A 24,772-nucleotide genomic window follows, 5' to 3' on the forward strand; every position below is an offset into this window, starting at 1 on the left:
GCGTTGACTTTTGGCACGCTGTTGAGTTCTCAAGGAACGGACGCTTCCTTTGTACTCACCCTCGCGGGCTTTCCTCCGGGCTTCCCTTCGGTCCTACTGTTCTACTTGTCTTGCTGTCTTGCGTCTCCGACTTTACCAGATCCATTCGGCGTGTTCCGCCTCGTGAATTCCAGTGACCTTTGGATTGGTCTTTTGCCTTTCGGCTTCCGCTACTTTAACCGAATCCCCGCCCGGCTCATAATCGAGCCGCCGGGACTGAATTTCGGCATGCCGAAATCACACCCGTCAGGGTTTGATCGTCAGTAGTGGGTGGCCGCTCCGGGGGCTGCTGAACAGCAGGACCCGTGTCAAGCGGCTCGGGCTACGTTAGGCGGATGAACGGTACGAGTCAAGTTCGGCGGCGCCGGGGCGCATGGGCCCGATAAGGGCTCACCGAAGGGTCGCCGTCGATCCAGAAGCGCCAGGGGTGGACCGCTCCGTCACCGCCCACCCCTGTGCGGGGGCCGCTGCGGACCTGGTCAGTCGCTACGGGGGTGCCGGCCAGTATCGCCAGCGGGGCGTCGGGGCCCGCGCAGACATCCGCGCCGTCCAGGGCACGGTCGACATCGAGTGCGGTGGCCAGGCGGGCCGGTCCTTTGGCGAGTTCTCTGTCGTGCCGGGCCGAGAATCGACGTTTGTGCGCCAGCTCGGCGCCCACCACGATCTCGCCCGCACGGAGCAGGACTCCGCTCGCCATGCCCTCGGGTCCGCACACCAGGTTGAGGCAGTGCCACATCCCGTAGGTGAAGTAGACATACGCGTGACCGGGCGGGCCGAACATCACCCCGTTACGGGCCGTCCGGCCGCGGAAGGCGTGCGATCCCGGGTCGATCTCGCCCGCGTACGCCTCCACTTCGGTCAGCCGGAGCTCGATCGGGCCGTCGTCCGTGGCGCGTACCAGCGTGCGGCCGAGGAGGTCGGGCGCGACCTCCAGGACCGGGCGGTCGAAGAAGTCCCGGGGCAGCGGCATACGGTCGGGGCTCTCCATGGCGTAGGAGCGTACCGGGGAACCGGCTACGGTCGGAGCGCGTATGTAGGGGTCAGGACCTAGAAGGAGTGAACATGGGCTTCAAGAAGCTGCTCGCGAGCCTCGGCGCCGGTGGTGCGTCCGTGGAGACGGAGCTGACCGAGCTGAACGTCGTGCCGGGCGGGGTCGTCCAGGGCGAGGTGCGGCTCCAGGGCGGCTCCGTCAACCAGCAGATCGAAGGGCTCTCGGTCGGCCTCCAGGCACGTGTCGAGGTCGAGGGGAACGACCAGGAGCTCAAGCAGGACATCGAGTTCACCAAGCAGAGCATCGGCGGCGCCTTCGAGGTGCAGGCCGGAGCGGTGCATGTGGTGCCGTTCGGTCTGGAGATCCCGTGGGAGACCCCGATCACGACCATCGACGGTCAGCAGCTGCGCGGGATGAACATCGGTGTGTCCACGGAGCTGGCGATCGCGCGGGCGGTGGACTCCGGCGATCTCGACCCGATCAATGTCCACCCGCTGCCGGCGCAGCAGGCCATCCTCGACGCCTTCATCCAGCTCGGGTTCCGCTTCAAGGCCGCGGACATGGAGCGTGGTCACATCCGCGGGACGCGGCAGCGGCTGCCGTTCTACCAGGAGATCGAGTTCTTCGCGCCGCAGCAGTACCGCGGGCTCAACCAGGTCGAGCTGACCTTCGTCGCGGACGACCGTGAGATGGACGTGATCCTGGAGATGGACAAGAAGCCGGGGCTCTTCACCGAGGGCAGCGACTCGTTCCGGGCCTTCCAGGTCGGGTTCGACAGCTTCCGGAGCACTGACTGGGCCGCCTATCTCAACCAGTGGCTCGCCGAGGTCGGTGGCCGTCGTAACTGGTTCTGAGCGGGGGTTCTAGGCTCGGAGTCACAGGGCGGATCCGCCGGCACACCGGCCGACGGGACACCCGATTCGGAGGTTCAGACGTTGACCGAGGGCAAGAGGGCTCCGCTCCCTCATGACTTCCATCCGCAGGTGCCGTCGTTCACGGTGGTGAGTGATGACCTCGCACCCGGGGCCGTACTGAAGGACGCGCAGGTGTACGCGGCCGGGAACACCTCGCCGCATCTGCGGTGGGAGGGTTTTCCCGCGGAGACCAAGAGCTTCGCCGTCACCTGCTTCGATCCCGACGCGCCGACCGGCAGCGGGTTCTGGCACTGGGTGCTCTTCGACATCCCCGCGTCGGTGACCGAGCTGCCGGCGGGCGCGGGCACCGGCTCGTTCGAGGGGCTGCCGAAGGGCGCCGTGCAGGCACGCAACGACTACGGTTCGAAGGACTTCGGGGGCGCCGCGCCGCCGGCCGGGGATCCGGCCCACCGCTATGTGTTCACCGTGTACGCGGTGGACACCGAGCGGCTGGGGCCCGAGAGTGACGCCTCGCCCGCGTTCGTCGGTTTCAATCTGCGGTTCCACGCGCTCGCTCGTGCGCAGCTCATCGGTGAGTACGCCGCCCCGGCCGGGAGCTGACCGTTTGCTTTTTGTTTGCCCTGCCCTGGTCTTGGAGAGACCAGGGCAGGGCACTTTTTATTGTGTTGTCCCCCTCGGCGTGCCCGGCCAGAGTTGATCCCAGCCCGCCAGGCGGTGGGCCGGGCACACGGGAGGTGGGCGGGATGCGGGACACGCTGGTGCTGAATGCGAGCTTCGAGCCGCTGTCGACGGTGACACTCAACCGCGCGGTGGTGCTGGTGCTCCAGGACAAGGCCGTCGTCGAGCAGGCCCACCCCGGTCTCCGTGTCCGTGCGGCCGCCGTGGAGCTTCCGGTGCCCCGGGTGATCAGGCTCTGCCGGTATGTGCGGGTGCCCTTCCGAAGACAGGCCCCGTGGTCGAGGCGGGGGGTTCTGGTGAGGGACCAGCACCGCTGCGCGTACTGCGGCAGACGGGCGACGACGGTGGACCATGTGGTGCCGAGGTCCCGGGGTGGCGCCGACAGTTGGCTGAATACGGTCGCCTCCTGCGCCGAGGACAACCACCGGAAGGCGGACCGTACACCGGAGCAGGCGGGAATGCCGCTGCTGCACGAGCCGTTCGTACCGTCTCCGGCGGACGCGATGCTGCTGTCGCTGCGGGCGGGTGAGCGTTCCGAGCTGCCGCAGTGGCTGATAGGCGTGCGGTCCGCCGCGTGACGGACCGGGCCGGTGACGGCGTACGGCGAGAGAGCCCGCTCCTGGGTCGGGGGCGGGCTCCTGTGTGTCTCCGTGCGGGCTCCTTTGTGTTTCGGTGCGGGCTTCTGTGCGTCTCGGTGCGGCGCTCTCCCCGTCAGCCGTAGCGGCGGATCAGTAGCTGTGCGATGGCGACCGCGCCGACCGTCACGATGAGCACGCGCAGCGCGGTCGGGGGAAGCCGGCGCCCGACCCTGGCGCCGAGCTGGCCGCCCAGCGCGGAGCCGACGGCGATCAGTACGACGGCCGTCCAGTCGAAATGGGCGACGAAGAGGAAGTAGAGCGCGGCGACGCTGTTGACGACGGCGGCGAGGATGTTCTTGACGGCGTTGAGGCGTTGCAGGCTGTCGTCGAGCAGCATGCCCATCAGGGAGAGGTAGATGATCCCCTGGGCCGCCGTGAAGTAGCCGCCGTAGACGCTGGCGAGCAGGAGTCCGGCGAACAGAGCCGGGCCGCCGTTGCGGCGGGTGCTGGTGCCTCTGCGGGCGCGGCGGGCCTGGACGGCCCTGGTGAGCCGGGGCTGGAGGATGACCAGGACGAGGGCGATGGTGACCAGGACGGGCACGATCGTCTCGAAGGCCGTCGAGGGCAGGACCAGCAGCAGGGTGGCGCCGCCGAGGCCCCCGAGGAGTGCGGCGACGGCCAGGCGCAGGACGCGGTCCCGCTGGCCGGCGAGTTCGGCGCGGTAGCCGATGGCTCCGCTGATCGATCCCGGTATCAGCCCGAGGGCGTTGGAGACGGTCGCGGTGACCGGGGGGAGGCCGGTCGCCAGCAGGACGGGAAAGGTGATGAGGGTGCCGGAACCGACGATGGTGTTGATGGTCCCGGCGCTGACCCCCGCCGCGAAGACGGCGAGCATCTCCCAGATGGTCACAGTGCGCTGCCCCTTCGGTGATCGGTGCGGGATGCACCGATCATGCACGAAGGGGCGGACGGTTCAGTCCAGCGGGGGGTCCTGTCGGCGCTCCTTGCCGGTGTCGAAGCCGGGTACACCGCCGCCGAGGTTGCCGAAGGCGCCACTGAGTCCCTTGAGCGCGTCGCCGATCTCGCTGGGCACGATCCAGAGCTTGTTGGCATCCCCCTCGGCGATCTTGGGGAGCATCTGGAGGTACTGGTAGGAGAGCAGCTTCTGGTCGGGGTCGCCCGCGTGGATCGACTCGAAGACCGTACGGATCGCCTGGGCCTCGCCCTCGGCGCGCAGGGCCGCGGCCTTGGCCTCGCCCTCCGCGCGGAGGATCGCGGACTGCTTCTCGCCCTCCGCGGTGAGGATCTGGGACTGGCGGATGCCCTCGGCGGTGAGGATCGCGGCGCGCTTGTCACGGTCGGCGCGCATCTGCTTCTCCATCGAGTCCTGGATGGAGGTCGGTGGCTCGATGGCCTTCAGCTCGACGCGGTTGACGCGGATGCCCCACTTGCCGGTGGCCTCGTCGAGGACGCCGCGCAGGGCCGCGTTGATCTCCTCGCGGGAGGTGAGGGTCCGTTCCAGGTCCATGCCACCGATGATGTTGCGCAGGGTGGTGACGGTGAGCTGTTCGATCGCCTGGATGTAGCTGGCGACCTCGTAGGTCGCCGCGCGGGCGTCGGTCACCTGGTAGTAGATGACGGTGTCGATGTTGACGACCAGGTTGTCCTGCGTGATCACCGGCTGCGGCGGGAAGGGGACGACCTGCTCGCGGAGGTCGATCCGGTTACGGATCGAGTCGATGAACGGGACCACGATGTTCAGGCCCGCGTTGAGCGTTCGGGTGTAGCGGCCGAACCGCTCCACGATGGCGGCGCTTGCCTGCGGGATGACCTGGATCGTTTTGATCAGGGCGATGAATACAAGCACCACCAGGATGACCAGGACGATGATGATTGATGGCATCGCGTATCTCGGGCCCTTCGCTGCCGGATGTTCTGATGATCGAGTTTCTCAGACCAGGAGCGTGCGTGGGGAGCGTTCCACAGGGTTGGTTCACATCACCACGGCTGTCGCTCCGTCGATTTCGACCACATCGACCTGCTGGCCGGGTTCGAACGACATCTGCTCGTCGAGGGCGCGTGCCGACCAGATCTCGCCGGCGAGCTTGATGCGGCCCCCTCGGCCGTCGACCCGTTCGAGGACGATGGCCTGACGGCCTCTCAGCGCGTCAATTCCCGTGGCCGCGCCGGGATTCGAGCCGCGTTGCCGGCTCGCGATACGCCGTACCACCGCGGTGAGCGCGACGGACACCACGACGAACACCAGGACTTGAGCCACCACCGTGCCGCCCAGCGCCGCGGTGACGGCGGCGGCGACCGCCCCGGCGGAGAACATTCCGAACTCGGGCATCGCGGTCAGAACAAGCGGAATTCCCAGACCGACGGCGCCGATCAGCCACCACACCCACGCTTCGATTTCCACCTGGTCATGGTAGGTCCGGCGGTCCCTGTCGGGACAGGGGTGATATCCGGTCAGCCGAGCGGCAGTCCCTGTGCCGTCCAGCGCTCGCCGGTGCGCTCGACGACGAGGGGGAGGCCGAAGCAGAGCGAGAGGTTGCGGGAGGTCAGTTCGGTCTCCATGGGGCCGGCGGCGAGCACCTTGCCCTGGCGGATCATGAGGACATGGGTGAAGCCGGGCGCGATCTCCTCGACATGGTGGGTCACCATGATCATGGAGGGGGCGTACGGGTCGCGGGCGAGGCGGCCGAGTCTGCGGACCAGGTCCTCGCGTCCGCCCAGATCGAGACCGGCGGCGGGCTCGTCCAGGAGCAGCAGTTCGGGGTCGGTCATCATGGCGCGGGCGATCAGGGTGCGCTTGCGCTCGCCCTCGGAGAGGGTGCCGAATTTGCGGTCGAGGTACTCGGTCATGCCGAGCCGGTCGAGGAAGGCTCGGGCGCGCTGCTCGTCGACCTCGTCGTAGTTCTCGTGCCAGGTCGCGGTCATGCCGTACGCGGCGGTGAGGACGGTCTGGAGCACGGTCTGGCGCCTGGGCAGCTTCTCGGCGAGGGCGATGCCCGCGATCCCGATGCGCGGGCGGAGGTCGAAGACGTCCACCTTGCCGAGCCGGTCGCCGAGGATCCGCACCGTCCCGCTGGTCGGGAAGAGATAGCTGGAGGCCAGATTGAGCAGGGTGGTCTTGCCGGCGCCGTTGGGGCCGAGGATCACCCAGCGCTCTCCCTCCTTGACCGACCAGGAGACATCGTCCACCAGAGCGCGTCCGTCGCGGACCACGGATACGTCCACCAGCTCCAGTACATCGCTCATGAGCGCGTTGTCTCCCCATGCAATCGTCTTGAGGTTCCGGGTGCGCCTGTAGGCGCAGCTCCCAGGAAAATCTACGCCACCGGTCGAGTGGTCCGGCCTTGAGGTCCGTTCCCTAGGCTGGGTCCATGCTTTCGCAACCACGCTCAGGACTGCTGGCCGCTTGGGGAAATGCCCTTCTGGCCGGGTTTGTATCGCCGGACGACGCCGTGCTCGCCATAGTCGGCGAGGACGCCCTGCACCGGGTGGAAGGGCTGCCGGGCGAGGCCGGGCCCGTCGGGCTCACGCTGGCACTGGGACGGCTGCGGGCGCTCGGGGTGACCGGGTACCGGGTGGCGCTGCCCGTACCGGGGCATCCGCTGGGACTCTGCGGACCGCCGGAGTTCAACGCCCGGGCGCTGGAGGCCGAGGAGGCCGTGATCGCCACGGGCGCCCCGTACGGTCTCGTGCCCGAGATCACCTCGGTGGGTCCGGAGGGGGACCGTCATACCGAGGTCCTCTGGCACTGTCTGCCGGTACGGCAGGCCCCGCCGGCGGACGTGCCCTCGCTCGGGGAGGCGGAGCGTGAGCTGGCCGAGGCGCTGCGGGAGGCGACGGAGGTGCTGTCACGGCTGGATGTGGCGGCGTCGGGCCCGGTGGCGGAGGCGGCGCTGGACGCGTACCGGGCACGGGCGGAACGGGGCCGCGAGGTGCTGGCGCCCGGCTATCCGCCGCGCGCGGTCCGGGTTCTCGAACTGGCGCAGCGGATCGGCCTGCTGGTCTCTCTGGCGTACGAGCACGGGCACGGTAGTGCGGTGAGCGCGTCGGAGATGGCGGCGCGGGGCGCGGCCCTGCGCCCGGTGGAGCGGGTGGCCCGCCGGGCGCAGGTCGCCTCGTACAACGCGTATGTGGAGGAGCGCCAGCGACAGGAGCCGCGCTTCTAGCTTTTTTTGGGGCGCGGTTCGCCTCCGGGGCGCTTTATGTCGGTGCCGACAGTCGACCGTGCTCGACCGCTCGTTCCTCACGGCCTCCGCGCGCTCTCCTTTTCGGCACCGACGCGCCCCTTCGGCTCACTCGCCTTCTTTTTCGGGGCTCGGTTCGCCTCCGGGCGCTGGATGCCACTGTCGACGGTCGACCGTGCTCGGGTCCCTCGTCCCTCGGAACCCTCCGCGCGCTCTCCCTCTCGACAGCGGCGCGCCCTTCGGCTCACTCGCCGGCGGCCGACAGCGGCCGGGGCGTCAGCGCGGCCCGGGGGGCCGGGCGGGCGCGGGCGGCGTGGGGATCAGTGGTTGATGGCGTGGTTGCCGAACGCCGGGTTCAGCAGGCCGATCACATTGACCGTGTTGCCGGTGACGTTCACCGGAATGTGCACCGGGACCTGGATGGCGTTGCCGGAGCCGACACCCGGGGAGTTCTTCGCCGTGCCGGCGGCGTGGGCGCCGCCGTCGGTGGCGAACGCGGCACCGGCGGAGGCACCCGCCGCGAGACCGGCGGTGACGAGGACCAGAGCGGCCTTCTTGGCAACCTTCATGGGATGTTCCTTAATCGTGTGATCAATGACCCCGGCAGTACGCCGTGGTTACGCCATGAAGAACGCCCGAGCGGCGATCAGGATGCGCCGTGTGGGTGACATACACACGACGGTATGAATCTCAGACCGGAGGACGACGGTCCGGTTCGGCCGCGTCAGCCCGCCGCCCCATGCCGTACGGCCCAGAGCGCCGCCTGCGTACGGTCCGAGAGGTCCAGCTTCATCAGGATGTTCGAGACATGCGTCTTGACAGTCTTCTCCGAGAGCACCAGCGCACGCGCGATCTCCCGGTTGGAGCGCCCGTCGGCGATCAGACCGAGCACCTCCCGCTCCCGTTCGGTGAGCGAGGTCCCCCTGCCCTGGCCGCCGCCCAGGTCGTCCTGGGCCAGCAGCGCGCCCGCGACCTCCGGCTGGAGCAGCACGTGGCCCGCGTGGACGGAACGGATCGCGCCCGCCAGCGCCTCGGGGTCGACGTCCTTGTACACATAGCCGGAGGCCCCGGCCCGCAGGGCGGGGACCACGGTGCGCTGCTCGGTGAAGCTGGTGACGATCAACACCCTGGCCGGATTGTCCAGTTCGCGGAGTTTGCGCAGCGCCTCGATACCGTCCATCCCCGGCATCTTGATGTCCATCAGCACGACGTCGGGGTGCAGTTCCCCGGCTCGGGCGACCCCCTCGCCGCCGTCGGACGCCTCGCCCACCACCTCGATGTCGTCCTGGATCTCCAGGAACGTGCGCAGTCCGCGGCGCACTACCTGGTGGTCGTCGACCAGCAGAACGCGGATCGTCCGGCCGCGACCGTCCGCCGTCCCGCCGCCGGAGCGTTCCGCGCCGCCTCTGCCCTCTTCAGCCACCGGGCACCTCCATCTCGATCGTGGTGCCCTGGCCGGGCGCCGATTCCACCGTGAGTCTGCCGCCCGCGCCGCTCGCCCGGTCGCGCATCGAGACCAGTCCGAGATGGCGGCCGGCCCTGCGGACCGTCCGGGGTTCGAAGCCCCTGCCGTTGTCGGTGACGCTGAGGACCGCGCCCTGCCCGCGGCGGGCGAGGGCGACCTCGACCCGGTCGGCCCCGGAGTGCCGCAGCGCGTTGTGCAGTGCCTCCTGGGCCACCCGCAGCAGCGCCTCCTCCTGGGCGGCGGGAAGAGCGCGCATGCCGGAGGTGTCGAAGGTGACCTTCGCCGAGTGGGCGCGGTCGAGCACCTGGACATGGGTGCGGAGCGTATGGACCAGGCCGTCCTCGTCGAGGGCCGCGGGGCGCAACTCGACGACGGCGGCGCGCAGTTCGTCGGCGGCGTCGGCGGCGAGCGCGGCGACCTGCTGGAGTTCGCCCTTGGCGCGGGCCGGGTCGCGGTCGACCAGGGCGGCCGCGGCCTGGGCGGTCAGCCGCAGCGAGAAGAGCTTCTGGCTGACGGCGTCGTGGAGTTCGTGTGCGAGGCGCGAGCGCTCCTCGGCGATGGTGAGTTCCCGGCTGCGCTCGTAGAGCCGGGCGTTGGTGAGGGCGATCGCGGCGTGCTGGGCGAGGATCGCGAGGAGTTCCTCGTCCTCCTCGGTGAACCCGCAGCGCTCGCCGCGGGCGGGCGCGGGCTCCGGGCAGCGCTTGTTGGCGAGGAAGAGCGTGGCGATCGTCTCGTCACCGTCCCTGACCGGCAGTCCGATGAAGTCGGACATCTCGGGATGGGCGGAGGGCCAGCCCTCGAAGCGCGGGTCCCGGCGCACATCGGCGAGGCGCTCGGCCTTCTCCTTGTGGAGCATCGCCGCGAGGATGCCGTGCTGGCGGGGCAGCGGGCCGATGGCCCGCCACTGTTCGTCGGTGACGCCGTCCACCACGAACTGGGCGAAGCCGCCGTGGTCGTCCGGCACACCGAGCGCCGCGTACTCGGCGTCGAGCAGTTCGCGGGCCGAGGCGACGATCGTCTTGAGGACGTCGCGCACCTCCAGACGCCTGCTCATCGCCAGAAGCGCGCTGCTCACGGCCGCGAGACCGGAGCGGGGTCGGTGACTCATCTTTTTACCGTACCGGCGGGCCGGACAGCCCGTATCCGCCTCGGGACCGCCTCCGACCGGGGCGGACGACCTAGGCCCTGTCCGGACGACCTAGGCCGAACTGCCCTCGGCGGACCGGTCCGCTGTCCGAGGCGGGGACGGGGGCGGCGTTCCTACGGTGGGCGGCATCGGCGGACGTCCTGGTGCGCCGGTACGGATGCGGAGGAGCGGATGTCATGCCGGTAGCGATCATCACGGGGGCTTCGAAGGGGCTGGGGCGTGCGCTGGCCGTGGCACTGGCCCGGCGCGGCTGGGATCTGGTGCTGGACGCCAGGACCGCGCGCGTACTGGAGGGGGCGGCCGGGGAGGCCAGGGCGTACGGGACCCGGGTGGTGGCGCTCGCGGGGGATGTCACCGACGCGGCGCACCGCGAGGAGCTGGTGACCGCGGCCGCCGGGCTGGGGGCGCTCGGTCTCGTGGTGAGCAATGCCAGCGCGCTGGGCGCGGAGCCGCTCGTACGGCTGGAGGCGCTGCCGCTCGACGGGCTGCGGACGGCGCTGGAGACCAATGTGGTCGCGGCGCTGGGCCTGGTGCAGCGGGCTCTGCCGTTGCTGCGCGCGGGTATGGCGGGCACGGTGATCATGGTGAGTTCGGACGCGGCGGCGGAGGCGTACGGGACCTGGGGCGGATACGGGGCGTCGAAGGCGGCGCTGGACCAGCTCGCAGCCGTGCTCGCGGTCGAGGAGCCGGAGCTGCGGGTGTGGGCCGTCGACCCTGGCGACATGGGGACCGACCTTTATACGGCGGCCGTGCCGGACGACCCGGATCCCCGGCCGGCTCCGGAGTCGGTGGTCCCCGGTTTTCTGCGGCTGCTGGAGCAGCGCCCGCCGAGCGGCCGGTACACGGTTGCCGCCCTGCGGGACGTGACCGTATGAGGTACCCGACGGCGGTGGGTACGGGGTCCGGGGCGCCGCGGGTGCCCGAGGAGCTGTCGGCGCGGGTCCCGGCGGAGCAGCGCGGATCGGGCCGGGACGATGTACGGCTGCTGGTCTCCCGGGGCACCGAGGTGACCCATCACACCTTCCGTGAGCTGCCGCGTCTGCTCCGGGCGGGGGATGTGCTCGTGGTCAACACGTCGGTGACGCTGCCGGCCGCGGTCAACGGGCGGCTGGGCGGCGCACGGGTCGTTGTGCACTTCTCGACGCGGGGTGACGACGGCCGGTGGGCGGTGGAGCTGCGGACACCGCGCGCGGCGGCCGGGGCGGGGGCCGGCGGACGGGTCGGCAGCACCGGACCGGGGGGCGCCACCGGACCGGCGGACGCCGCCGGGCCGGGAGGCGCGGGCACGACTCTGCCCCGGCGCGGGGGTCCGGTGGGGGCGGTCGTACGGCTGCCGGGCGGTGAGCATCTCGTGCTGGAGGATCCGCTGGACCCGGAGGGGGCCCGGCTGTGGTGGGCGCGGGTCTCCTGCCCCGATGTGCCGGGGCTGCTGCGGCGCCGCGGGCGGCCGATCCGGTACGGATACACGGACCGGGACCAGCCGCTGTCCGCGTACCAGACGGTCTTCGCGCTCCCCTCCCCCGACGGCTCGGGGTCGGCGGAGATGCCGAGCGCGGGCCGTCCCTTCACCGCCGTGATGGTCGCGGAGCTGGTGAGCCGCGGTGTGGGGTTCGCGCCGCTGACCCTGCATACGGGGGTGGCGTCGGCGGAGGCGCACGAGCCGCCGTACCCGGAGCGGTTCGCGGTGCCGGAGGCGACGGCCCGGCTGGTGAACGCCGCCGCGGCGGGGGGCGGGAGGATCATCGCGGTCGGCACCACGGCGGTGCGGGCCCTGGAGTCGGCGGCCGGGGCGGACGGTGTGGTGCGGGCCGCCTCGGGGTGGACGGATCTCGTGGTCACGCCCCGGCGGGGGGTGCGCGCCGTGGACGGGCTGCTGACCGGGCTGCACGAACCGGAGGCCTCGCATCTGCTGATGCTGGAGGCGATCGCCGGGCGGGCGGCGCTGGAGCGGGGGTACCAGGAGGCGGTGGACCGGCTCTACCTCTGGCACGAGTTCGGGGACGTCCATCTCGTCCTCCCGGACGAGAATGCTCACCCTTCGCATTGCTGAAGCAACGAGCGGTCATATCGCACCGCCCTCAATGTGAGCCCGCGCATAGGACGTGGATCACTTACGAACGTCTTTAGTCGCTGGACAAAGAGGTGTGAGCTTGGCGTAAACGGGCATTTGGGCGCCGCTGGGGCGCCCCGGTGCACTACCCGAAGTCGTAGGTCACACCTTTGCCAGCGCATTTTGCTGCCGCTAAGAATTGCGTTCGTCGCCGCCGAGCTGGCTGGCCACCCGGCCTTCGCGACTCCCCGCAATTCGAAGAGGTACGTCTTTCATGTTCTCGTCACGCATCGCTGATCTCCGTAGCCTGAACAGGACCACGACCCGCAAGGCTTCGATCGCAGGCATCGCCGCCGCCGGTTTCGCGGCCGTCACCTTCACCCTGGTTCCCGGTGGCAACACCGCCGCGGACGCCCATGTCGCCACCGCACCGGTGGCCTACAGCGCCCAGGCCTCGACCGTGAAGGCGAGCACGGCCAAGCAGGAGATCGCCACCGTCAAGACGGCCGACAGCAAGCCCGCCAAGGCCACCTACCCGAACAACCTGGACGGGTGGATCCGTGAGTCCCTGTCGATCATGAAGAAGAACGGCATCCCCGGCTCGTACGAGGGGCTGCACCGCAACATCATGCGCGAGTCCAGTGGTAACCCGAAGGCCATCAACCTCTGGGACATCAACGCCAAGAACGGCATACCGTCGAAGGGCCTGCTCCAGGTCATCCCGCCGACGTTCAAGGCGTACCACGTCAAGGGCACGCCGTTCGACATCTGGGACCCGGTCGCCAACATCGTGGCCGCCGCCAACTACGCGGCGGACAGGTACGGCTCGATGGACAACGTCAACAGCGCCTACTGAGCCGGGCCGCACCGACGCCCACCGGAGCGCGCCACAGCGCACCGAGCGCACCGAGCGCACGATGCCGGAGGGCGGCACCCCCACTGCGGGGTGCCGCCCTCCGGCGTACGTGTGTATGCGTGTACGTGTGTATCCGGGTACGTGTGCCGCGCTACTTGCGCATGACCTCGGGCTCATGACGGCGCAGCAGCCGCGACACCGCGAACCCGCACACCACACCGATGAGCAGCAGGATGCCGATGTTCATCCCCCACTGGCTCGCCGTGTGCTCCCACAGCGGGTCCAGATTGGTGGGGTTGTCCTGGTCCCACGGCGGCATGAGATGCGCGAGGTCGAGGGTCGAGCCGGCGCCCGCGATGGCCCAGCGGGACGGCATCAGCCAGGCGAACTGCTCCAGCCCCGGCGAGTCGTAGACCTGGAAGAGGATGCCGGTGAAGACGACCTGGACGATCGCGAACATCACCAGCAGCGGCATGGTCTTCTCGGCCGTCCTCACCAGCGAGGAGATGACCAGTCCGAACATCATCGAGGTGAAGCCGAGGGCGATCACCACCAGGCAGATCTCCACGGCCGGCGGCATGATCAGGCCCTCTTCGGGCAGCGCCCGGGTGGCGAAGCCGATGCCGCAGATGATGACGCCCTGGAAGGCCGTGATCACACCGAGCGTGATCACCTTCGACATCAGATAGGCGGAGCGGGACAGACCGGTGGCCCGTTCCCGTTCGTAGATCACCCGTTCCTTGATCAGTTCTCGTACGGAGTTGGCCGCGCCCGAGAAGCACATGCCGACCGCGAGGATCAGCATGATTGTGCCCGCGTCACCGTTGAACCGGGACGGCGCCTCCGGCGGGCCGAGGCCGAACTCCGCCGGAATGACGACGCTGACCACACCGAGAACGGCCGGCAGGATCACCATCAGCGCCAGGAAGCCCTTGTCGGACGCGATGACCGCGGAGTAGCGGCGGATCAGCGTGAGCAACTGGGCGAGCCAGCTCTGCGGCTTCGGCGGGCGCATCTGCTGCGGGGGCGGCATGTGTACGGACTGCGCGGCGACGGCGTCGATGTCCGCCGCGTACATCTGGTAGTGCTGCGAGCCGCGCCAGCGGCCGGCCCAGTCGTAGTCGCGGTAGTTCTCGAAGGCGGAGAAGACATCGGCCCATGTGGTGTAGCCGAAGAAGTTGAGCGCCTCCTCCGGAGGGCCGAAGTACGCCACGGAGCCGCCGGGCGCCATCACCAGCAGCTTGTCGCAGATCGCCAGTTCGGCCACGGAGTGGGTGACGACCAGGACCGTACGGCCGTCGTCGGCGAGACCGCGCAGAAGCTGCATGACATCGCGGTCCATACCCGGGTCGAGACCGGAGGTCGGCTCGTCCAGGAAGATCAGCGAAGGCTTGGTGAGCAGCTCCAGGGCGACGGAGACCCGCTTGCGCTGGCCACCGGAGAGCGAGGTGATCTTCTTGCCCTTGTGGATGTCGAGCTTCAGCTCGCGCAGCACCTCGTCGATACGGGCCTCGCGCTCGGCCTCGGCGGTGTCGCCGGGGAAGCGGAGCTTGGCCGCGTACTTGAGCGCCTTCCTGACGGTCAGCTCCTTGTGCAGGATGTCGTCCTGCGGGACCAGACCGATGCGCTGGCGCAGCTCCGCGAACTGCTTGTACAGATTGCGGTTGTCGTAGAGGACATCGCCCTGGTCGGCGGGGCGGTAGCCGGTGAGCGCCTTGAGCAGGGTGGACTTGCCGGAGCCCGACGGGCCGATGACCGCGATCAGCGACTTCTCCGGGACACCGAAGGAGACGTCCTTGAGGATCTGCTTGCCGCCGTCGACCGTGACCGTGAGATGACGGGCGGAGAAGGAGACGTCACCGGTGTCGACGAACTCCTCGAGCCGGTCGCCGACCAGACGGAACGTCGAGTGGCCGACACCGACGATGTCGTTGGGCCCGATGAGCACGGTGCCCGACTTGGCTATCGGCTGGCCGTTGACGTAGGTGCCGTTATGGGACCCGAGGTCACGGATCTCGAACCGGCCGTCGGGGGTCGCGGTGAACTGCGCGTGCAGCCGCGAGACCTGGAGGTCGGAGACGACCAGTTCGTTCTCCAACGCACGGCCGATGCGCATCACCCGGCCGAGGGAGAGCTGGTGGAACGTGGTCGGGCTGCGGTCCCCGTACACCGGCGGGGCCCCCGCGACACCGCCGGCGGCCGGGCCCTGCTGCGGGAAGGAGGCACCGGGACCGCTGCCCTGCCGCGGGCCCTGCTGGTGCGGAATCCGACCGTGCTGCTGGGATGCCTGCGGCTGCTGCCGGCCCTGCTGCCCCTGGACGGGCGCCTGCTGGTGAGGCTGCTGCCAGGCCTGCTCGGCCTGCTGCGCCTGGGCCGTTCCCTGTCCGCTGTACGCGCCCGCACCCGCGGCTCCGCCGTCGGTGAGGCTGAGCCGGGGTCCGTCGGTGGGGTTGCCGAGATACACGGCCGAGCCTGCACCGATGTCGAGCCGCTGAATACGCCTGCCCTGCGCATAGGTGCCGTTGGTGCTGCCGTGGTCCTCGATGACCCAGTTCCGGCCGCTCCAGCTGATCGTGGCGTGGCGCCACGAGACCCTGGCGTCGTCGATCACCAGGTCACCCTGGGGATCGCGGCCGAGGGCATACGACCTGGACGGATCGAGCGTCCAGGTTCTTCCGTTCAATTCCAGTACGAGTTCCGGCACTCCATGCCCCACTTGTTGTCCCCCGATTGTCCCCCGTCGCAGGGAGTCCGGGGATGGCGAACATCGTGAGGAACTATTTCAGGCTCGCTCCCACCAGGGAAAGCCGGGCCTCGCGAACGCCTGGTACAACCCCGTAACAGCCCGCGTGGCAGGATCGTTGACGGGGGGAGAAAGCCACCCGGAGAGTGGTAACCGCGTATGAGTGCCTACGGATCATGCGTGAACACGAGGAACGATCACAAGGCGGGCACGGCCGTCGGGGATCGGGGGGCCTGAATGAACGCGCGGGACGACGACTGCGGCGGTACGGGCGTGCTCGATGTGCTGCTGGCCTCGGTCGCCGCCGTGAGCTGGGCCCTGGCCGGGATGGCGGGGATCGCGGCGCTCGGTCTGGTTCTCCTGGACGCCGACGCGGCGGGCTCGTTGGGGCCGATGACCGCGGCGCTGGTGGTGCTGGGGGCGGGTGGATCGGTCACGCCTTCCGGTGATGTGTCCGTCTTCGGCATGGACAGTGTGGAGGCGCGCACCGCGGTGGACTTCACGCCCCTGGGCGTGGGGCTCACGGGGGCGTTGATCCTCGCGTTTCTGTTTCTGCGGTCCCTGCGGTCCCCGCGGCGCGCGGGCGCGTATGTCCCCGTCGCCGAACTCGCCCTGCGGGCGGGGACGGTGGCCGTGCTGTTCGTCGCTCTGGTCGGCGGGCTCGCGTGGGCCGGGCGCGATGTCGTCACGGTCGACGGGAGCGGGCTGGGGCCCGACGGGGTGCCGGGCACGGCCGGTGACGGCTCGGGGATCGAGGTACCGGGGCTGGGCGAGGTGCCGGGGCTCGGCGAGGTGCCGGGGCTCGGCGGCCTCGGTGAGCTGCCGGGCATCGGGGGGCTGCTGCCCGACCGGCTCGGGGATCTGATGGACGCCGAGGCGACGGTGGGGTTCCGGGTGAACACCGCCGGCTCACTGGCGGGTGCGCTGCTGTGGGTGCTCGGGGTACTGGCCGTGGCCCTGCTCGTCTCAGGACGTACGCCGCTGCCGCGCGGCTGGGAACGGGCGCACCGGATCGTGCGGCCGGCGGCCTCCGCCCTGGTCACCGTCGTGCTGATGGCGGTGGTCGCGGGGCTCGCGGCGGCCGGGTACGCGGCGATCGGCGACGAACACCCCCGGCGTGTCGCGGGCGCGGCCCTGCTCGGGGCGCCGAACGGTGTCTGGCTCGGCATTCCGCTCGGTCTGTTCGTGCCCTGGGACGGCAGCGCGTCGGGCCCCCTGGCCACGGTGCTTCCCGATCCGCTGGACCGGCTGCTCGGGCCGTCGGGCGGTGAGCCGCTGACGGTCGGCGGGCTCGCGGAACTGGACGGACGGATCTGGCTGCTGGTGGTGGCCGTCGCCGTGATGATGCTGTACGCCGGGGTGCTGACGGCGGTGCGTACGGTCCGGGCCGGTCAGGGCGCGGACCACGGCGGTCCGGCCGCCTTCGCCGGGCGGTGCGCCCTGAGGCTGGGCGCCGTCACGGCACTCACCCTGCCGGTCCTGGTGTGGCTCACGGATGTGTCGGCGGGCGCCTCGCTGTCCGTGCTCGGGATCAACGCGTTCGACGCGGGCGTCGAGCTGCACGGCGGAGCGGGTGCGGCCCTGCTGCTCGGGGCGGTCTGGGGCACGGGCGCGGGCGGTGCGGGAGCGCTGCTCGCGTACGCGGCGGGCAGGGGTACGGCCGCGGCGGGGCCGATGCCCGGAACGGACGTACGGCCGGGCCCCGTCCCTGGGACGGACGCATGGCCGGCAACGGACGTACCGCCGCCGCGCGGTCCGGGGCCCCGGACCGCGGAGCTGCCGCCGGCCGGTCCGGGCGCGCCGCCGGACCCGGGGCGGGCGCCCGGACCGTACGCCCCGTCCGTGCCCTGCCGGCCCGCCGGCCCCGGCACCCGTCCGTATCTGCGCCTGCCCGAGGACGAGCCGGGACCGCCGCCGCCGGGGTCGCCGCCGGACGGCCGCTGACAGAGACTGGTACCGCTGTCCGGTACGCGGGACGGCCGGTCACCGCCCATGCCCCGCCCGATACGGTGGAACCACCATGAGTGCATCGCAGCCCCCTCGGACCGCCGACGTCCCCACTCTTCTCGTCAAGATCTTCGGGAAGGACCGTCCCGGGATCACCGCCGGGCTCTTCGACACCCTCGCCGCCTACTCCGTCGATGTGATCGACATCGAGCAGGTCGTCACCCGTGGCCGTATCGTCCTCTGCGCGCTGATCACCGCTCCGGCCCCCGGCGGCGCCACCGAGGGCGAGCTGCGGGCGACCGTGCACACCTGGACCGAATCCCTCAAACTCCAGGCGGAGATCATCTCCGGTGTCGGTGACAACAGGCCGCGCGGCAGCGGCCGTTCCCATGTCACCGTGCTCGGCAATCCGCTGACCGCCGAGTCGACGTCGGCCATAGCGGCCCGTATCACCGCGACCGGTGGCAATATCGACCGGATCTTCCGGCTGGCGAAGTACCCGGTCACCGCTGTGGAGTTCGCGGTCTCCGGGGTGGAGACCGAGCCGCTGCGCACCGCGCTGGCCACCGAGGGCGCGGAGATCGGGGTGGATGTCGCGGTCGTCTCGGCCGGACTGCACCGCCGGGCCCAGCGGCTGGTGGTCATGGACGTGGACTCCACCCTGATCCAGGACGAGGTCATCGAGCTCTTCGCGGCCCACGCGGGCTGTGAGGCCGAGGTCGCCGAGGTGACCTCCAGGGCCATGCGCGGGGAGCTGGACTTCGAGCAGTCCCTGCACGCGCGGGTGGCGCTGCTCGCCGGGCTCGACGAGTCGGTGGTGGAGAAGGTACGGGCCGAGGTACGGCTCACCCCCGGTGCCCGCACCCTGATCCGTACGCTCAAGCGCCTCGGCTATCAAGTAGGGGTCGTCTCGGGCGGATTCACCCAGGTCACCGATGCCCTCCAGGAGCAGCTCGGGCTGGACTTCGCCGCCGCCAACACCCTGGAGATCGTGGACGGCAAGCTCACCGGGCGGGTGGTGGGCGAGATCGTGGACCGCGCGGGGAAGGCCAGGCTGCTGCGCAGGTTCGCCGCCGAGGCGGGGGTGCCGCTGGCGCAGACCGTCGCGATCGGCGACGGTGCCAACGATCTCGACATGCTGAACGCCGCGGGACTGGGTGTCGCCTTCAACGCGAAGCCGGTGGTCCGCAAGGCGGCGCACACGGCGGTGAACGTACCGTTCCTGGACACCGTGCTGTATCTCCTGGGCATCACCCGCGAAGAGGTGGAGACCGCCGACGGCGGGAACTGACCCCCGGACCCCACAACAGAAGAAAGGTCCCGGCACGGGCTCCGTGCCGGGACCTTTCCGCCGTCCTGGGCCCGGTCAGTCGCGCGGGGTCCAGAAGTCGACGAGCCTGCCCACTCCGTGCTCCACCGACTTCCAGCTCCCGTTGAAAGCGATCACGGCCAGCGAGGCGGTCGGGAATCCCGTCCGGGTCATCCGGGCGATGGCGTCCCCCTCCCCCGCACCGGAGAGGGCGTCGGCCAGCGCGTGCATTCCGGGGTTGTGACCGACCAGCAGCAGATCGTTCACATCGTCGGAGGTCTCGTTGACCAGCGCGAAGAGATCACCGAGGGTGGCATCGTAGAGCCGGTCCTCATAGACGGTCCTGGGCCGCACGGGCAGCTCGTGCACCGCCAGCTTCCAGGTCTCACGCGTCCTGGCGGCCGTCGAGCAGAGAGCCAGATCGGCGACGAGTCCGCTGTCGGCGAGCCTGCGGCCGGCGATGGGCGCGTCCGACCGGCCACGATCGGCGAGCGGCCGCTCATGGTCGGGCACGTCCGGCCAGTCCGCCTTCGCATGTCGGAGGAGGACGATCCTGCGAGGTGTATCGACGCTCATGCATCCCAGCTTCGCATGAAATGAGCCAGCGGGCAGAGGGTGTTGGCGCGCTGTCCCGGCACGGGTGAACCGCGCTGGCGACTGCTCGCCGTCAGCGCACCAACGTCAGATGGATCTGCTCCAGGATGCGGCCCACCGCGGGATCACTCGTCGCGGCACGGGCCTGGCCGGAGCCCGTCATCAGCAGAAGCAGCGCGGCGAAGGCCAGGGCGGGAAGGGCGACGGACCACCACGGCAGCCGGATCTCGATGCTGTCGGAGGCGGCACGCCGAGGGGACCGGGAGTGGGTTCGGACCGGCATGGCCGCCTCCGTGGGTCTGCGGTTTCTGGTACCCCAGAACCTACGGATCATGAGCCCCCGGGCACATCCGGTGACCCACCCACTTGACCCTGACCCTGCCCCCCTAGGGGACGGTGGTGCTAGCCCCCCTCTTTTTTTGGGCTCGGTTCGCCTCCGGGCGCTGGATGCCACTGTCGACGGTCGACCGTGCTCGGGTCCCTCGTCCCTCGGAACCCTCCGCGCGCTCTCCCTTTCGGCACCGGCGCGCCCTTCGGCTCACACACCTTCTTTTTGAGGGCTCGGTTCGCCTCCGGGGCGCCTCATGTCGATGCCGACAGTCGACCGTGCTCGGTTCGCTCGTACCTCACGAACCTCCGCGCGCTCTCCTTTTCGGCACCGACGCGCCCCTTCGGCTCACTCGCCGGCGGCCGACAGCAGCCGGAGAATGTCCGCACCCAGAAGCGGCCGGGGTGATCCGGAACCCGAACGGGACCCACCGGCAGGAGGCCACCCACCCCCTGCGGCCCGGATCCGCGGAAAGCGTGGTGCCCTGCCAGCGGTGTCAGACTTTCTGCGGGGCGATGGCCCGGGAGGGGCCCGTAATCGTCCCCGTAGTGCAGAGCGGGGGCAGGGCGCAGGTCACGCCCGTAGTGCGGAACAGAGCCCAGGTCTCCGCGGTCACCGGCGCGCTGGGCGCTCGGCTTGATCGCGGGGCGCGCTCAACAGGGCTCGCCAGCGCGGTAGCTCGGTAAACGGCACGACCAGGCACAGGACAGTCACCGTCGTGGCGATCCACGTCCCCCACAGCGCCCACGCAGACGCTGCGGCCGCCACCAGCTGGAGCACGACCAGCAAGATGGTGACGATGCCCGGCACCGCGACGGGCGCGTCTCCGCCGGGCCGGTCGCCCGGGGTGCTGAAGACGGCAGGCAGCACGATCAGCAGCAGGACGGCGCCGATCGCCAGCGGGATCGAGTGCGACCACAGGGCCCAGGGGGTGCACACCCAGGCGGTCACCTCGGCGGCGAAGCGCATGCCGCCTCGGACGTAGTCGTGCCCCGGCCGTTGCGTCTTGGTCCTCAGGGAGGGATCGGTGGCGGCCATGTCATCCTTCGGAGGCGTGATCAGGAGGGTCGGCCTGGAAGCCGGCGATCAGGGTGTCGATGAGGAAGTGGAAACTCCGCGTGACGTCGCGGGGCATCCCGAAGCCGCCGGCGCCCTCAAGGGTGACGAACCCGTGAAGTGCTGATCGCAGCGCCCGTGCGGAGTCGACTACGCGCGCGTCGGGCAGGCCGAAACCGGCGAGGACGTCGAGCAGAACCTGCAACGCCTCCTCGCTGACGCGGCGGTCCTCCTCGTCACCGGCCGCCGGAGCGGGGATGGTGGCGGCGTAGCGGCCGGGATGCTCCAGGGCCCAGTGGCGGTAGCTGTCGGCGAACGTCCGGACCGCGTCCGGACCGGAACGGCCGACGGACTCCCGGGCCAGCTGATGGGCGAATTCGCGCTTGGCCTGGACGGAGATGCCGTGCCGCAGTTCGTGCAGGGAGCCGACGTGCTTGTACAGGGACGGCGGCCGTACGCCGAGCCTGTCGGCCAGCAGACCCATGGTCAGGCCCGCCAGACCGACCTCGTCGGCGAGCGCCGCTCCCGCCGCGACGACGGCGCTCGTATCGAGGCCCGCCCTAGGCAAGGGCGTGTGCTTCCAGGAAGGCCAGCATCAGGGACACCGTCTCCTCGGGGTACTGGTCGTGCGGGTAGTGGCCGGCTCCCTCGACCACCGCGAGCTCTCCGACACCGGCCGGCATCGCAGCCACGATCGCCTCGCCCTCGGCGCGCGGATCGACCCAGTCGGGGTCGAGCGAGCCCTGCACGATCAGGGCAGGGCACCGTACGTTGCCCAACTGGGCGCCGGCGTCGGTCGGCGCCGACTGCCCCATCTTCTGCATCGCCCGCATCCGGCCGGGCTCGCCCAGCATCGCCTCGATGCGGGCCAGCCGGTCGGTCCAGTCGGCCGGCTTGCGGCCCGGGTAGGCGTGGTCGAGATAGCGGGACCACAGTCCCACGCTGCCGAACAGGCCGGCGCCGAGCAGTCGGAAGGCACCCTTGCGGTAGCTCTTCGAGCGGAAGTCGCCGAGCTTGATCGACTGCGCGCGTGTGAAGGGGCCCAGCTCGATAATGCCCCTGACCAGGCCGGAATCCTGGGCCGCCGCGATGGTGGCGGCGCCGCCGGAGATCGAGTGGCCGACCAGGACGGCCGGGCCGCTGTCGATGTGGCGGATCACCGCGAGCAGATCGCCCGCGATATCGGTGCGCGAGTAGGAAGGCCATCGCGCGCTCGACTCGCCACAGCCCCGCAGGTCGACCGCGGCCACTCGATACCCCGCCGCCACCAGACGCGGCAGGACGAACCTGTACGCCGCGCGGCTGTCCCCCATGCCGTGGGCCAGGACGACCGGCGGGCCTTCTCCAGCGACCTCGTAGGCGATGGTGCCGCCCGGGACGGAGACAAACTCAGCCATGACATCTCCCTGCTCGTTAAGTGCAATAGCCGTAAGCTAATGCGACTAGCCAGAAGCTAATGTCCATAGCCAAGGGTGTCAACCCAGCCGGGTGCCAAGTGAGGGCGAGGGGGAAGGTCCACGTAGTACGTACATGATCCCGGCGAGTGCCCGCCGGGAGGCGACCCGCCTCAGGGCGAGGCGATCGACGCGATGATGCCGATGAGCACCAGGATGCCGATGATCGTGCCGAACACGATGAGCAGCTTCTGCTGGCCGTTCTGGGGATTCGGGTCAAGGACTGGCATGCGTTCAGTCTCGCATTCGCGCCTCGTCCTCGATCGTCCGGTCCCGCCCCGCGATCACCCCCGCCACCATCTGCGGCACCAGGAACCCCGCCATCAGCGCGATCGGCAGCCCCCAGCCGCCCGTGTGCTGGTACAACACCCCCACCAGCAGCGGGCCGGGGATCGAGATCAGATAGCCGGTGCTCTGGGCGAACGCGGAGAGCCGTACGACGCCCGCGCCGGACCTCGACCGCATGCCGATCATGGTGAGGGCGAGCGGGAACGAGCAGTTCGAGATGCCCAGCAGCACCACCCAGACCCAGGCGCCCTCGGCGGGGGCGACGTACAGGCCCGAGTAGGCGGTCAGCCCGCAGAGACCGAGAGCGACGACGATCGGCCCCTGGTTCCTCATCCGCGCGGCCAGCCCCGGGATCACGAAGGCGAGGGGCACCCCCATCACCATGGTCACGGCGAGCAGCAGCCCCGCCGTGCCGGCCGGGACCCCCGCGTCACGGAAGACCTGGGGCATCCAGCCCATGGTGATGTACGCGCCGGTGGCCTGGAGACCGAAGAAACAGGCCAGCGCCCAGGCGGTACGGCTGCGCCCGAGCCTGAGCCCGGGGATCGGCCCCGCCGGTCCCCCCGACGCCGCCGGCCCCGCCGGTCCAGGAGCAACCGCGGCCGTGGACACACCGGCCGGCGCCCCCGTGGCGCCCGTGGACACACCGGCCCCCGCCCCCGTGACGCCCCGGTCGCGCACCAGGCCGGTCCAGGGCAGCACGGCGACGGCCGCGAGCACGGCCCAGACACCGAGTCCCGTGCGCCAACTGCCGCCCAGCGCCTCGGTCATGGGGACGGTCACGGCTGCGGCGACGGCCGTGCCGAGCGCCAGTGCCATCGAGTACAGCCCGGTCATGGTGCCGACCCGGTCGGGGAAGTACCGCTTGACGATCACCGGCATCAGCACATTGCTGACGGCGATGCCCATCAGCGCGAACGCGCTCGCCGCGAGGAAACCCGCCGTACCGCCGGCGAACGGCCGGATCAGCAGTCCCGCCGTGATCGCCACCATGCTCGCGCAGACGACGGCTCCGGGGCCGTACCGCCGGGCCAGGCGCGGGGCGGTGAAGCCGAAGACCGCGAAGCAGAAGGGCGGTACGGAGGTGAGGACACCCGCGACGCTGCCGCTCATGTGCAGCCCGTCCCGTACCTCTTCGAGCAGCGCGCCGAGGCTGGTGATGGCGGGGCGGAGGTTCAGCGCGGCGAGAACGAGCCCGACGACGAGCAGCCGGGTGAGCCGAACCGCCCCGGACGCCCCGGGCGGCACGGGCGCCGCGGGCGGTGCCGACGCTGCTGGCCGTGCGGGAGCCGCGGGCCGTGCGGGAGAATCGCCGGGTGCGGATACGGACGCGGCCGACCGGCTCAGAGTCCGGGTGTCCGTGGGCGTGGGTATCTGCGGCTGCGGCTCGTCGGGCATGAGGCCATCATAGAATCATAGGATGATTGACTGTCCAGCCGCCCGCCTGCCCCTCTTCGGCCCTTCCACGAGACTTGGAGCACCATGGCGCTGACCTCTCCCCGGCGTTCCGCCCTCTCCGATCAGGTGATCACCGAGCTGCGGAGCCAGATCACCTCGGGCGCGTGGCCGGTGGGTTCCCGTATCCCCACCGAGCCCGAGCTGGTGGAACAGCTCGGGGTGGCCCGTAACACCGTCCGCGAGGCGGTCCGCGCGCTCGCCCACAACGGGCTCCTGGACATCCGCCAGGGCTCGGGCACCTATGTGATCGCGACCAGTGAACTGGCCGGGGTGATGCACCGAAGATTCGCCGGCGCCGAACGGCGCGACATCGCCGAGGTGCGCTCCACCCTGGAGTCCTCGGCCGCCAGGCTGGCGGCCGAGCGGCGTACGGACCGGGAGCTGCGGCAACTGGAGACCCTGCTCGCACGGCGCGAGGAGGCCTGGGCCGCGCGTGATCTGGACGCGTTCGTCGCGGCGGACGCCACCCTCCACATGGCGGTCGTCTCGGCCTCGCACAACGATGTGCTGACCGCGCTCTACGCGGACCTCAATCATCTGCTGCGCGACTGGCTCCGCGACGACGTGGGGCAGGAGCTGCGCCCGGAGAACCATATGGACCACGCGCGGCTGGTGGCCGCGATCCGGGCGGGCGATGTGGAGACGGCGGGCACCGAGGCGGCCAGCTACACCCTCCACTGTCTGGGCGAACGGGTCTGAGGGACAGCCGACATC

At 70.5% G+C, this 24,772-nt stretch carries 27 protein-coding genes; 11 read left to right on the forward strand and 16 right to left on the reverse strand.

Annotated features, from left to right (window positions below; genetic code table 11):
* A partial coding sequence (locus ACFYYH_RS32875) for a hypothetical protein (protein ID WP_388559046.1) occupies window positions 1-306 on the forward strand: 306 nt, incomplete at its 5' end.
* 82 nt (window positions 307-388) lie between these two features.
* On the opposite strand, the gene ACFYYH_RS32880 is transcribed toward ACFYYH_RS32875, so the two are convergent.
* Window positions 389-1,027, reverse strand: coding sequence for a DNA-3-methyladenine glycosylase (locus ACFYYH_RS32880; protein WP_388559049.1), 639 nt, complete (start codon window positions 1,025-1,027; stop codon window positions 389-391).
* A 74-nt stretch (window positions 1,028-1,101) separates the two neighbouring features.
* Here ACFYYH_RS32880 and ACFYYH_RS32885 point away from each other — a divergent pair, with 74 nt between their 5' ends.
* The 3 genes from ACFYYH_RS32885 (at window position 1,102) to ACFYYH_RS32895 (ending at window position 3,161) form a co-directional block, all read left to right on the forward strand.
* A complete protein-coding gene (locus tag ACFYYH_RS32885) occupies window positions 1,102-1,884 on the forward strand; it encodes a sporulation protein (RefSeq protein ID WP_388559052.1) in 783 nt (260 codons plus the stop codon).
* An 81-nt stretch (window positions 1,885-1,965) separates the two neighbouring features.
* Window positions 1,966-2,505, forward strand: a complete 540-nt coding sequence (locus ACFYYH_RS32890; RefSeq protein WP_388559055.1) for a YbhB/YbcL family Raf kinase inhibitor-like protein — start codon at window positions 1,966-1,968, stop codon at window positions 2,503-2,505.
* A gap of 143 nt (window positions 2,506-2,648) precedes the next feature.
* On the forward strand, window positions 2,649-3,161 hold the full coding sequence (locus ACFYYH_RS32895; RefSeq protein WP_093598450.1) for an HNH endonuclease: 513 nt from the start codon (window positions 2,649-2,651) through the stop codon (window positions 3,159-3,161).
* A gap of 133 nt (window positions 3,162-3,294) precedes the next feature.
* Here ACFYYH_RS32895 and ACFYYH_RS32900 read toward each other — a convergent pair whose 3' ends face one another.
* The 4 genes from ACFYYH_RS32900 to ACFYYH_RS32915 all read right to left on the reverse strand — a co-directional run bounded on the left by ACFYYH_RS32900 (window position 3,295) and on the right by ACFYYH_RS32915 (window position 6,425).
* Entirely contained in the window at window positions 3,295-4,071 is a 777-nt protein-coding gene (locus ACFYYH_RS32900) for a sulfite exporter TauE/SafE family protein (protein ID WP_388559058.1), read from the reverse strand.
* A 63-nt stretch (window positions 4,072-4,134) separates the two neighbouring features.
* Window positions 4,135-5,064: an SPFH domain-containing protein gene (locus ACFYYH_RS32905; protein WP_388559061.1), complete on the reverse strand. Its 930-nt coding sequence runs from the start codon at window positions 5,062-5,064 to the stop codon at window positions 4,135-4,137.
* Between the two features lie 90 nt (window positions 5,065-5,154).
* On the reverse strand, window positions 5,155-5,583 hold the full coding sequence (locus ACFYYH_RS32910; RefSeq protein ID WP_388559064.1) for an NfeD family protein: 429 nt from the start codon (window positions 5,581-5,583) through the stop codon (window positions 5,155-5,157).
* A 50-nt stretch (window positions 5,584-5,633) separates the two neighbouring features.
* The gene (locus tag ACFYYH_RS32915) at window positions 5,634-6,425 is read right to left on the reverse strand and encodes an ABC transporter ATP-binding protein (protein WP_388559067.1); all 792 of its coding nucleotides are present in this window, start codon (window positions 6,423-6,425) and stop codon (window positions 5,634-5,636) included.
* Window positions 6,426-6,550: 125 nt separating this feature from the next.
* On the opposite strand from ACFYYH_RS32915, the gene ACFYYH_RS32920 reads away from it, so the two are divergent.
* Window positions 6,551-7,345: a hypothetical protein gene (locus ACFYYH_RS32920; protein ID WP_388559070.1), complete on the forward strand. Its 795-nt coding sequence runs from the start codon at window positions 6,551-6,553 to the stop codon at window positions 7,343-7,345.
* 338 nt (window positions 7,346-7,683) lie between these two features.
* Here the strand turns inward: ACFYYH_RS32920 and ACFYYH_RS32925 are convergent, their stop codons facing one another.
* From ACFYYH_RS32925 to ACFYYH_RS32935, 3 genes are all read right to left on the reverse strand, one after another.
* Entirely contained in the window at window positions 7,684-7,932 is a 249-nt protein-coding gene (locus ACFYYH_RS32925; protein ID WP_388559073.1) for a chaplin, read from the reverse strand.
* A gap of 155 nt (window positions 7,933-8,087) precedes the next feature.
* Window positions 8,088-8,717 carry a response regulator gene (locus ACFYYH_RS32930; protein WP_388559161.1) on the reverse strand — a complete coding sequence of 210 codons (630 nt, stop codon included), beginning with the start codon at window positions 8,715-8,717 and terminating at the stop codon, window positions 8,088-8,090.
* 61 nt (window positions 8,718-8,778) lie between these two features.
* Window positions 8,779-9,936: a GAF domain-containing sensor histidine kinase gene (locus ACFYYH_RS32935; protein WP_388559076.1), complete on the reverse strand. Its 1,158-nt coding sequence runs from the start codon at window positions 9,934-9,936 to the stop codon at window positions 8,779-8,781.
* A gap of 215 nt (window positions 9,937-10,151) precedes the next feature.
* Between ACFYYH_RS32935 and ACFYYH_RS32940 the strand changes: the two genes are divergently transcribed.
* The 3 genes from ACFYYH_RS32940 (at window position 10,152) to ACFYYH_RS32950 (ending at window position 12,881) form a co-directional block, all read left to right on the forward strand.
* The gene (locus ACFYYH_RS32940) at window positions 10,152-10,850 is read left to right on the forward strand and encodes an SDR family NAD(P)-dependent oxidoreductase (protein WP_388559079.1); all 699 of its coding nucleotides are present in this window, start codon (window positions 10,152-10,154) and stop codon (window positions 10,848-10,850) included.
* Window positions 10,847-12,025 carry an S-adenosylmethionine:tRNA ribosyltransferase-isomerase gene (locus ACFYYH_RS32945; protein ID WP_388559082.1) on the forward strand — a complete coding sequence of 393 codons (1,179 nt, stop codon included), beginning with the start codon at window positions 10,847-10,849 and terminating at the stop codon, window positions 12,023-12,025. The genes ACFYYH_RS32940 and ACFYYH_RS32945 overlap by 4 nt, the downstream gene beginning before the upstream one ends.
* 274 nt (window positions 12,026-12,299) lie before the next feature.
* Window positions 12,300-12,881: a transglycosylase SLT domain-containing protein gene (locus ACFYYH_RS32950; protein ID WP_388559085.1), complete on the forward strand. Its 582-nt coding sequence runs from the start codon at window positions 12,300-12,302 to the stop codon at window positions 12,879-12,881.
* Window positions 12,882-13,032: 151 nt separating this feature from the next.
* On the opposite strand, the gene ACFYYH_RS32955 is transcribed toward ACFYYH_RS32950, so the two are convergent.
* A complete protein-coding gene (locus ACFYYH_RS32955; protein ID WP_388559088.1) occupies window positions 13,033-15,597 on the reverse strand; it encodes an FHA domain-containing protein in 2,565 nt (854 codons plus the stop codon).
* Between the two features lie 264 nt (window positions 15,598-15,861).
* Here ACFYYH_RS32955 and ACFYYH_RS32960 point away from each other — a divergent pair, with 264 nt between their 5' ends.
* Window positions 15,862-17,568, forward strand: coding sequence for a streptophobe family protein (locus tag ACFYYH_RS32960; protein WP_388559091.1), 1,707 nt, complete (start codon window positions 15,862-15,864; stop codon window positions 17,566-17,568).
* Between the two features lie 76 nt (window positions 17,569-17,644).
* Entirely contained in the window at window positions 17,645-18,862 is a 1,218-nt protein-coding gene (gene serB, locus ACFYYH_RS32965) for a phosphoserine phosphatase SerB (RefSeq protein ID WP_388559094.1), read from the forward strand.
* Window positions 18,863-18,937: 75 nt separating this feature from the next.
* On the opposite strand, the gene ACFYYH_RS32970 is transcribed toward serB, so the two are convergent.
* From ACFYYH_RS32970 to ACFYYH_RS33000, 7 genes are all read right to left on the reverse strand, one after another.
* The gene (locus tag ACFYYH_RS32970; RefSeq protein ID WP_388559096.1) at window positions 18,938-19,456 is read right to left on the reverse strand and encodes a SixA phosphatase family protein; all 519 of its coding nucleotides are present in this window, start codon (window positions 19,454-19,456) and stop codon (window positions 18,938-18,940) included.
* 91 nt (window positions 19,457-19,547) lie between these two features.
* A complete protein-coding gene (locus ACFYYH_RS32975) occupies window positions 19,548-19,757 on the reverse strand; it encodes a hypothetical protein (protein WP_388559099.1) in 210 nt (69 codons plus the stop codon).
* A 657-nt stretch (window positions 19,758-20,414) separates the two neighbouring features.
* On the reverse strand, window positions 20,415-20,840 hold the full coding sequence (locus ACFYYH_RS32980) for a hypothetical protein (protein ID WP_388559102.1): 426 nt from the start codon (window positions 20,838-20,840) through the stop codon (window positions 20,415-20,417).
* A 1-nt stretch (window position 20,841) separates the two neighbouring features.
* Window positions 20,842-21,426, reverse strand: a complete 585-nt coding sequence (locus tag ACFYYH_RS32985) for a WHG domain-containing protein (RefSeq protein WP_388559105.1) — start codon at window positions 21,424-21,426, stop codon at window positions 20,842-20,844.
* Window positions 21,419-22,255, reverse strand: a complete 837-nt coding sequence (locus tag ACFYYH_RS32990; protein WP_388559108.1) for an alpha/beta fold hydrolase — start codon at window positions 22,253-22,255, stop codon at window positions 21,419-21,421. The genes ACFYYH_RS32985 and ACFYYH_RS32990 overlap by 8 nt, the downstream gene beginning before the upstream one ends.
* A 170-nt stretch (window positions 22,256-22,425) precedes the next feature.
* Window positions 22,426-22,542: an SGM_5486 family transporter-associated protein gene (locus ACFYYH_RS32995; protein WP_388559111.1), complete on the reverse strand. Its 117-nt coding sequence runs from the start codon at window positions 22,540-22,542 to the stop codon at window positions 22,426-22,428.
* Between the two features lie 4 nt (window positions 22,543-22,546).
* Window positions 22,547-23,998 carry a CynX/NimT family MFS transporter gene (locus ACFYYH_RS33000; protein WP_388559114.1) on the reverse strand — a complete coding sequence of 484 codons (1,452 nt, stop codon included), beginning with the start codon at window positions 23,996-23,998 and terminating at the stop codon, window positions 22,547-22,549.
* An 84-nt stretch (window positions 23,999-24,082) separates the two neighbouring features.
* On the opposite strand from ACFYYH_RS33000, the gene ACFYYH_RS33005 reads away from it, so the two are divergent.
* A complete protein-coding gene (locus tag ACFYYH_RS33005) occupies window positions 24,083-24,757 on the forward strand; it encodes a FadR/GntR family transcriptional regulator (protein WP_388559117.1) in 675 nt (224 codons plus the stop codon).
* The last annotated feature ends 15 nt before the right edge of the window (window positions 24,758-24,772 follow it).

This window comes from Streptomyces sp. NPDC002018 (genome assembly GCF_042890865.1).
In the GTDB taxonomy this organism is placed as follows: Bacteria; Actinomycetota; Actinomycetes; order Streptomycetales; family Streptomycetaceae; genus Streptomyces.

Excerpts from the sequence above, each read along its gene's own strand:
- ACFYYH_RS32960 (WP_388559091.1), top strand. The coding sequence starts at position 15,862 with ATGAACGCGCGGGACGACGACTGCGGCGGTACGGGCGTGCTCGATGTG.
- ACFYYH_RS32880 (WP_388559049.1), bottom strand. The coding sequence starts at position 1,027 with ATGGAGAGCCCCGACCGTATGCCGCTGCCCCGGGACTTCTTCGACCGC.
- serB (WP_388559094.1), top strand. The coding sequence starts at position 17,645 with ATGAGTGCATCGCAGCCCCCTCGGACCGCCGACGTCCCCACTCTTCTC.
- ACFYYH_RS33005 (WP_388559117.1), top strand. The coding sequence starts at position 24,083 with ATGGCGCTGACCTCTCCCCGGCGTTCCGCCCTCTCCGATCAGGTGATC.
- ACFYYH_RS32915 (WP_388559067.1), bottom strand. The coding sequence starts at position 6,425 with ATGAGCGATGTACTGGAGCTGGTGGACGTATCCGTGGTCCGCGACGGA.
- ACFYYH_RS32945 (WP_388559082.1), top strand. The coding sequence starts at position 10,847 with ATGAGGTACCCGACGGCGGTGGGTACGGGGTCCGGGGCGCCGCGGGTG.
- ACFYYH_RS32980 (WP_388559102.1), bottom strand. The coding sequence starts at position 20,840 with ATGGCCGCCACCGATCCCTCCCTGAGGACCAAGACGCAACGGCCGGGG.
- ACFYYH_RS32895 (WP_093598450.1), top strand. The coding sequence starts at position 2,649 with ATGCGGGACACGCTGGTGCTGAATGCGAGCTTCGAGCCGCTGTCGACG.
- ACFYYH_RS32990 (WP_388559108.1), bottom strand. The coding sequence starts at position 22,255 with ATGGCTGAGTTTGTCTCCGTCCCGGGCGGCACCATCGCCTACGAGGTC.
- ACFYYH_RS32885 (WP_388559052.1), top strand. The coding sequence starts at position 1,102 with ATGGGCTTCAAGAAGCTGCTCGCGAGCCTCGGCGCCGGTGGTGCGTCC.
- ACFYYH_RS32905 (WP_388559061.1), bottom strand. The coding sequence starts at position 5,064 with ATGCCATCAATCATCATCGTCCTGGTCATCCTGGTGGTGCTTGTATTC.
- ACFYYH_RS32925 (WP_388559073.1), bottom strand. The coding sequence starts at position 7,932 with ATGAAGGTTGCCAAGAAGGCCGCTCTGGTCCTCGTCACCGCCGGTCTC.
- ACFYYH_RS32950 (WP_388559085.1), top strand. The coding sequence starts at position 12,300 with ATGTTCTCGTCACGCATCGCTGATCTCCGTAGCCTGAACAGGACCACG.
- ACFYYH_RS32940 (WP_388559079.1), top strand. The coding sequence starts at position 10,152 with ATGCCGGTAGCGATCATCACGGGGGCTTCGAAGGGGCTGGGGCGTGCG.
- ACFYYH_RS33000 (WP_388559114.1), bottom strand. The coding sequence starts at position 23,998 with ATGCCCGACGAGCCGCAGCCGCAGATACCCACGCCCACGGACACCCGG.
- ACFYYH_RS32935 (WP_388559076.1), bottom strand. The coding sequence starts at position 9,936 with ATGAGTCACCGACCCCGCTCCGGTCTCGCGGCCGTGAGCAGCGCGCTT.
- ACFYYH_RS32970 (WP_388559096.1), bottom strand. The coding sequence starts at position 19,456 with ATGAGCGTCGATACACCTCGCAGGATCGTCCTCCTCCGACATGCGAAG.
- ACFYYH_RS32920 (WP_388559070.1), top strand. The coding sequence starts at position 6,551 with ATGCTTTCGCAACCACGCTCAGGACTGCTGGCCGCTTGGGGAAATGCC.
- ACFYYH_RS32995 (WP_388559111.1), bottom strand. The coding sequence starts at position 22,542 with ATGCCAGTCCTTGACCCGAATCCCCAGAACGGCCAGCAGAAGCTGCTC.
- ACFYYH_RS32975 (WP_388559099.1), bottom strand. The coding sequence starts at position 19,757 with ATGCCGGTCCGAACCCACTCCCGGTCCCCTCGGCGTGCCGCCTCCGAC.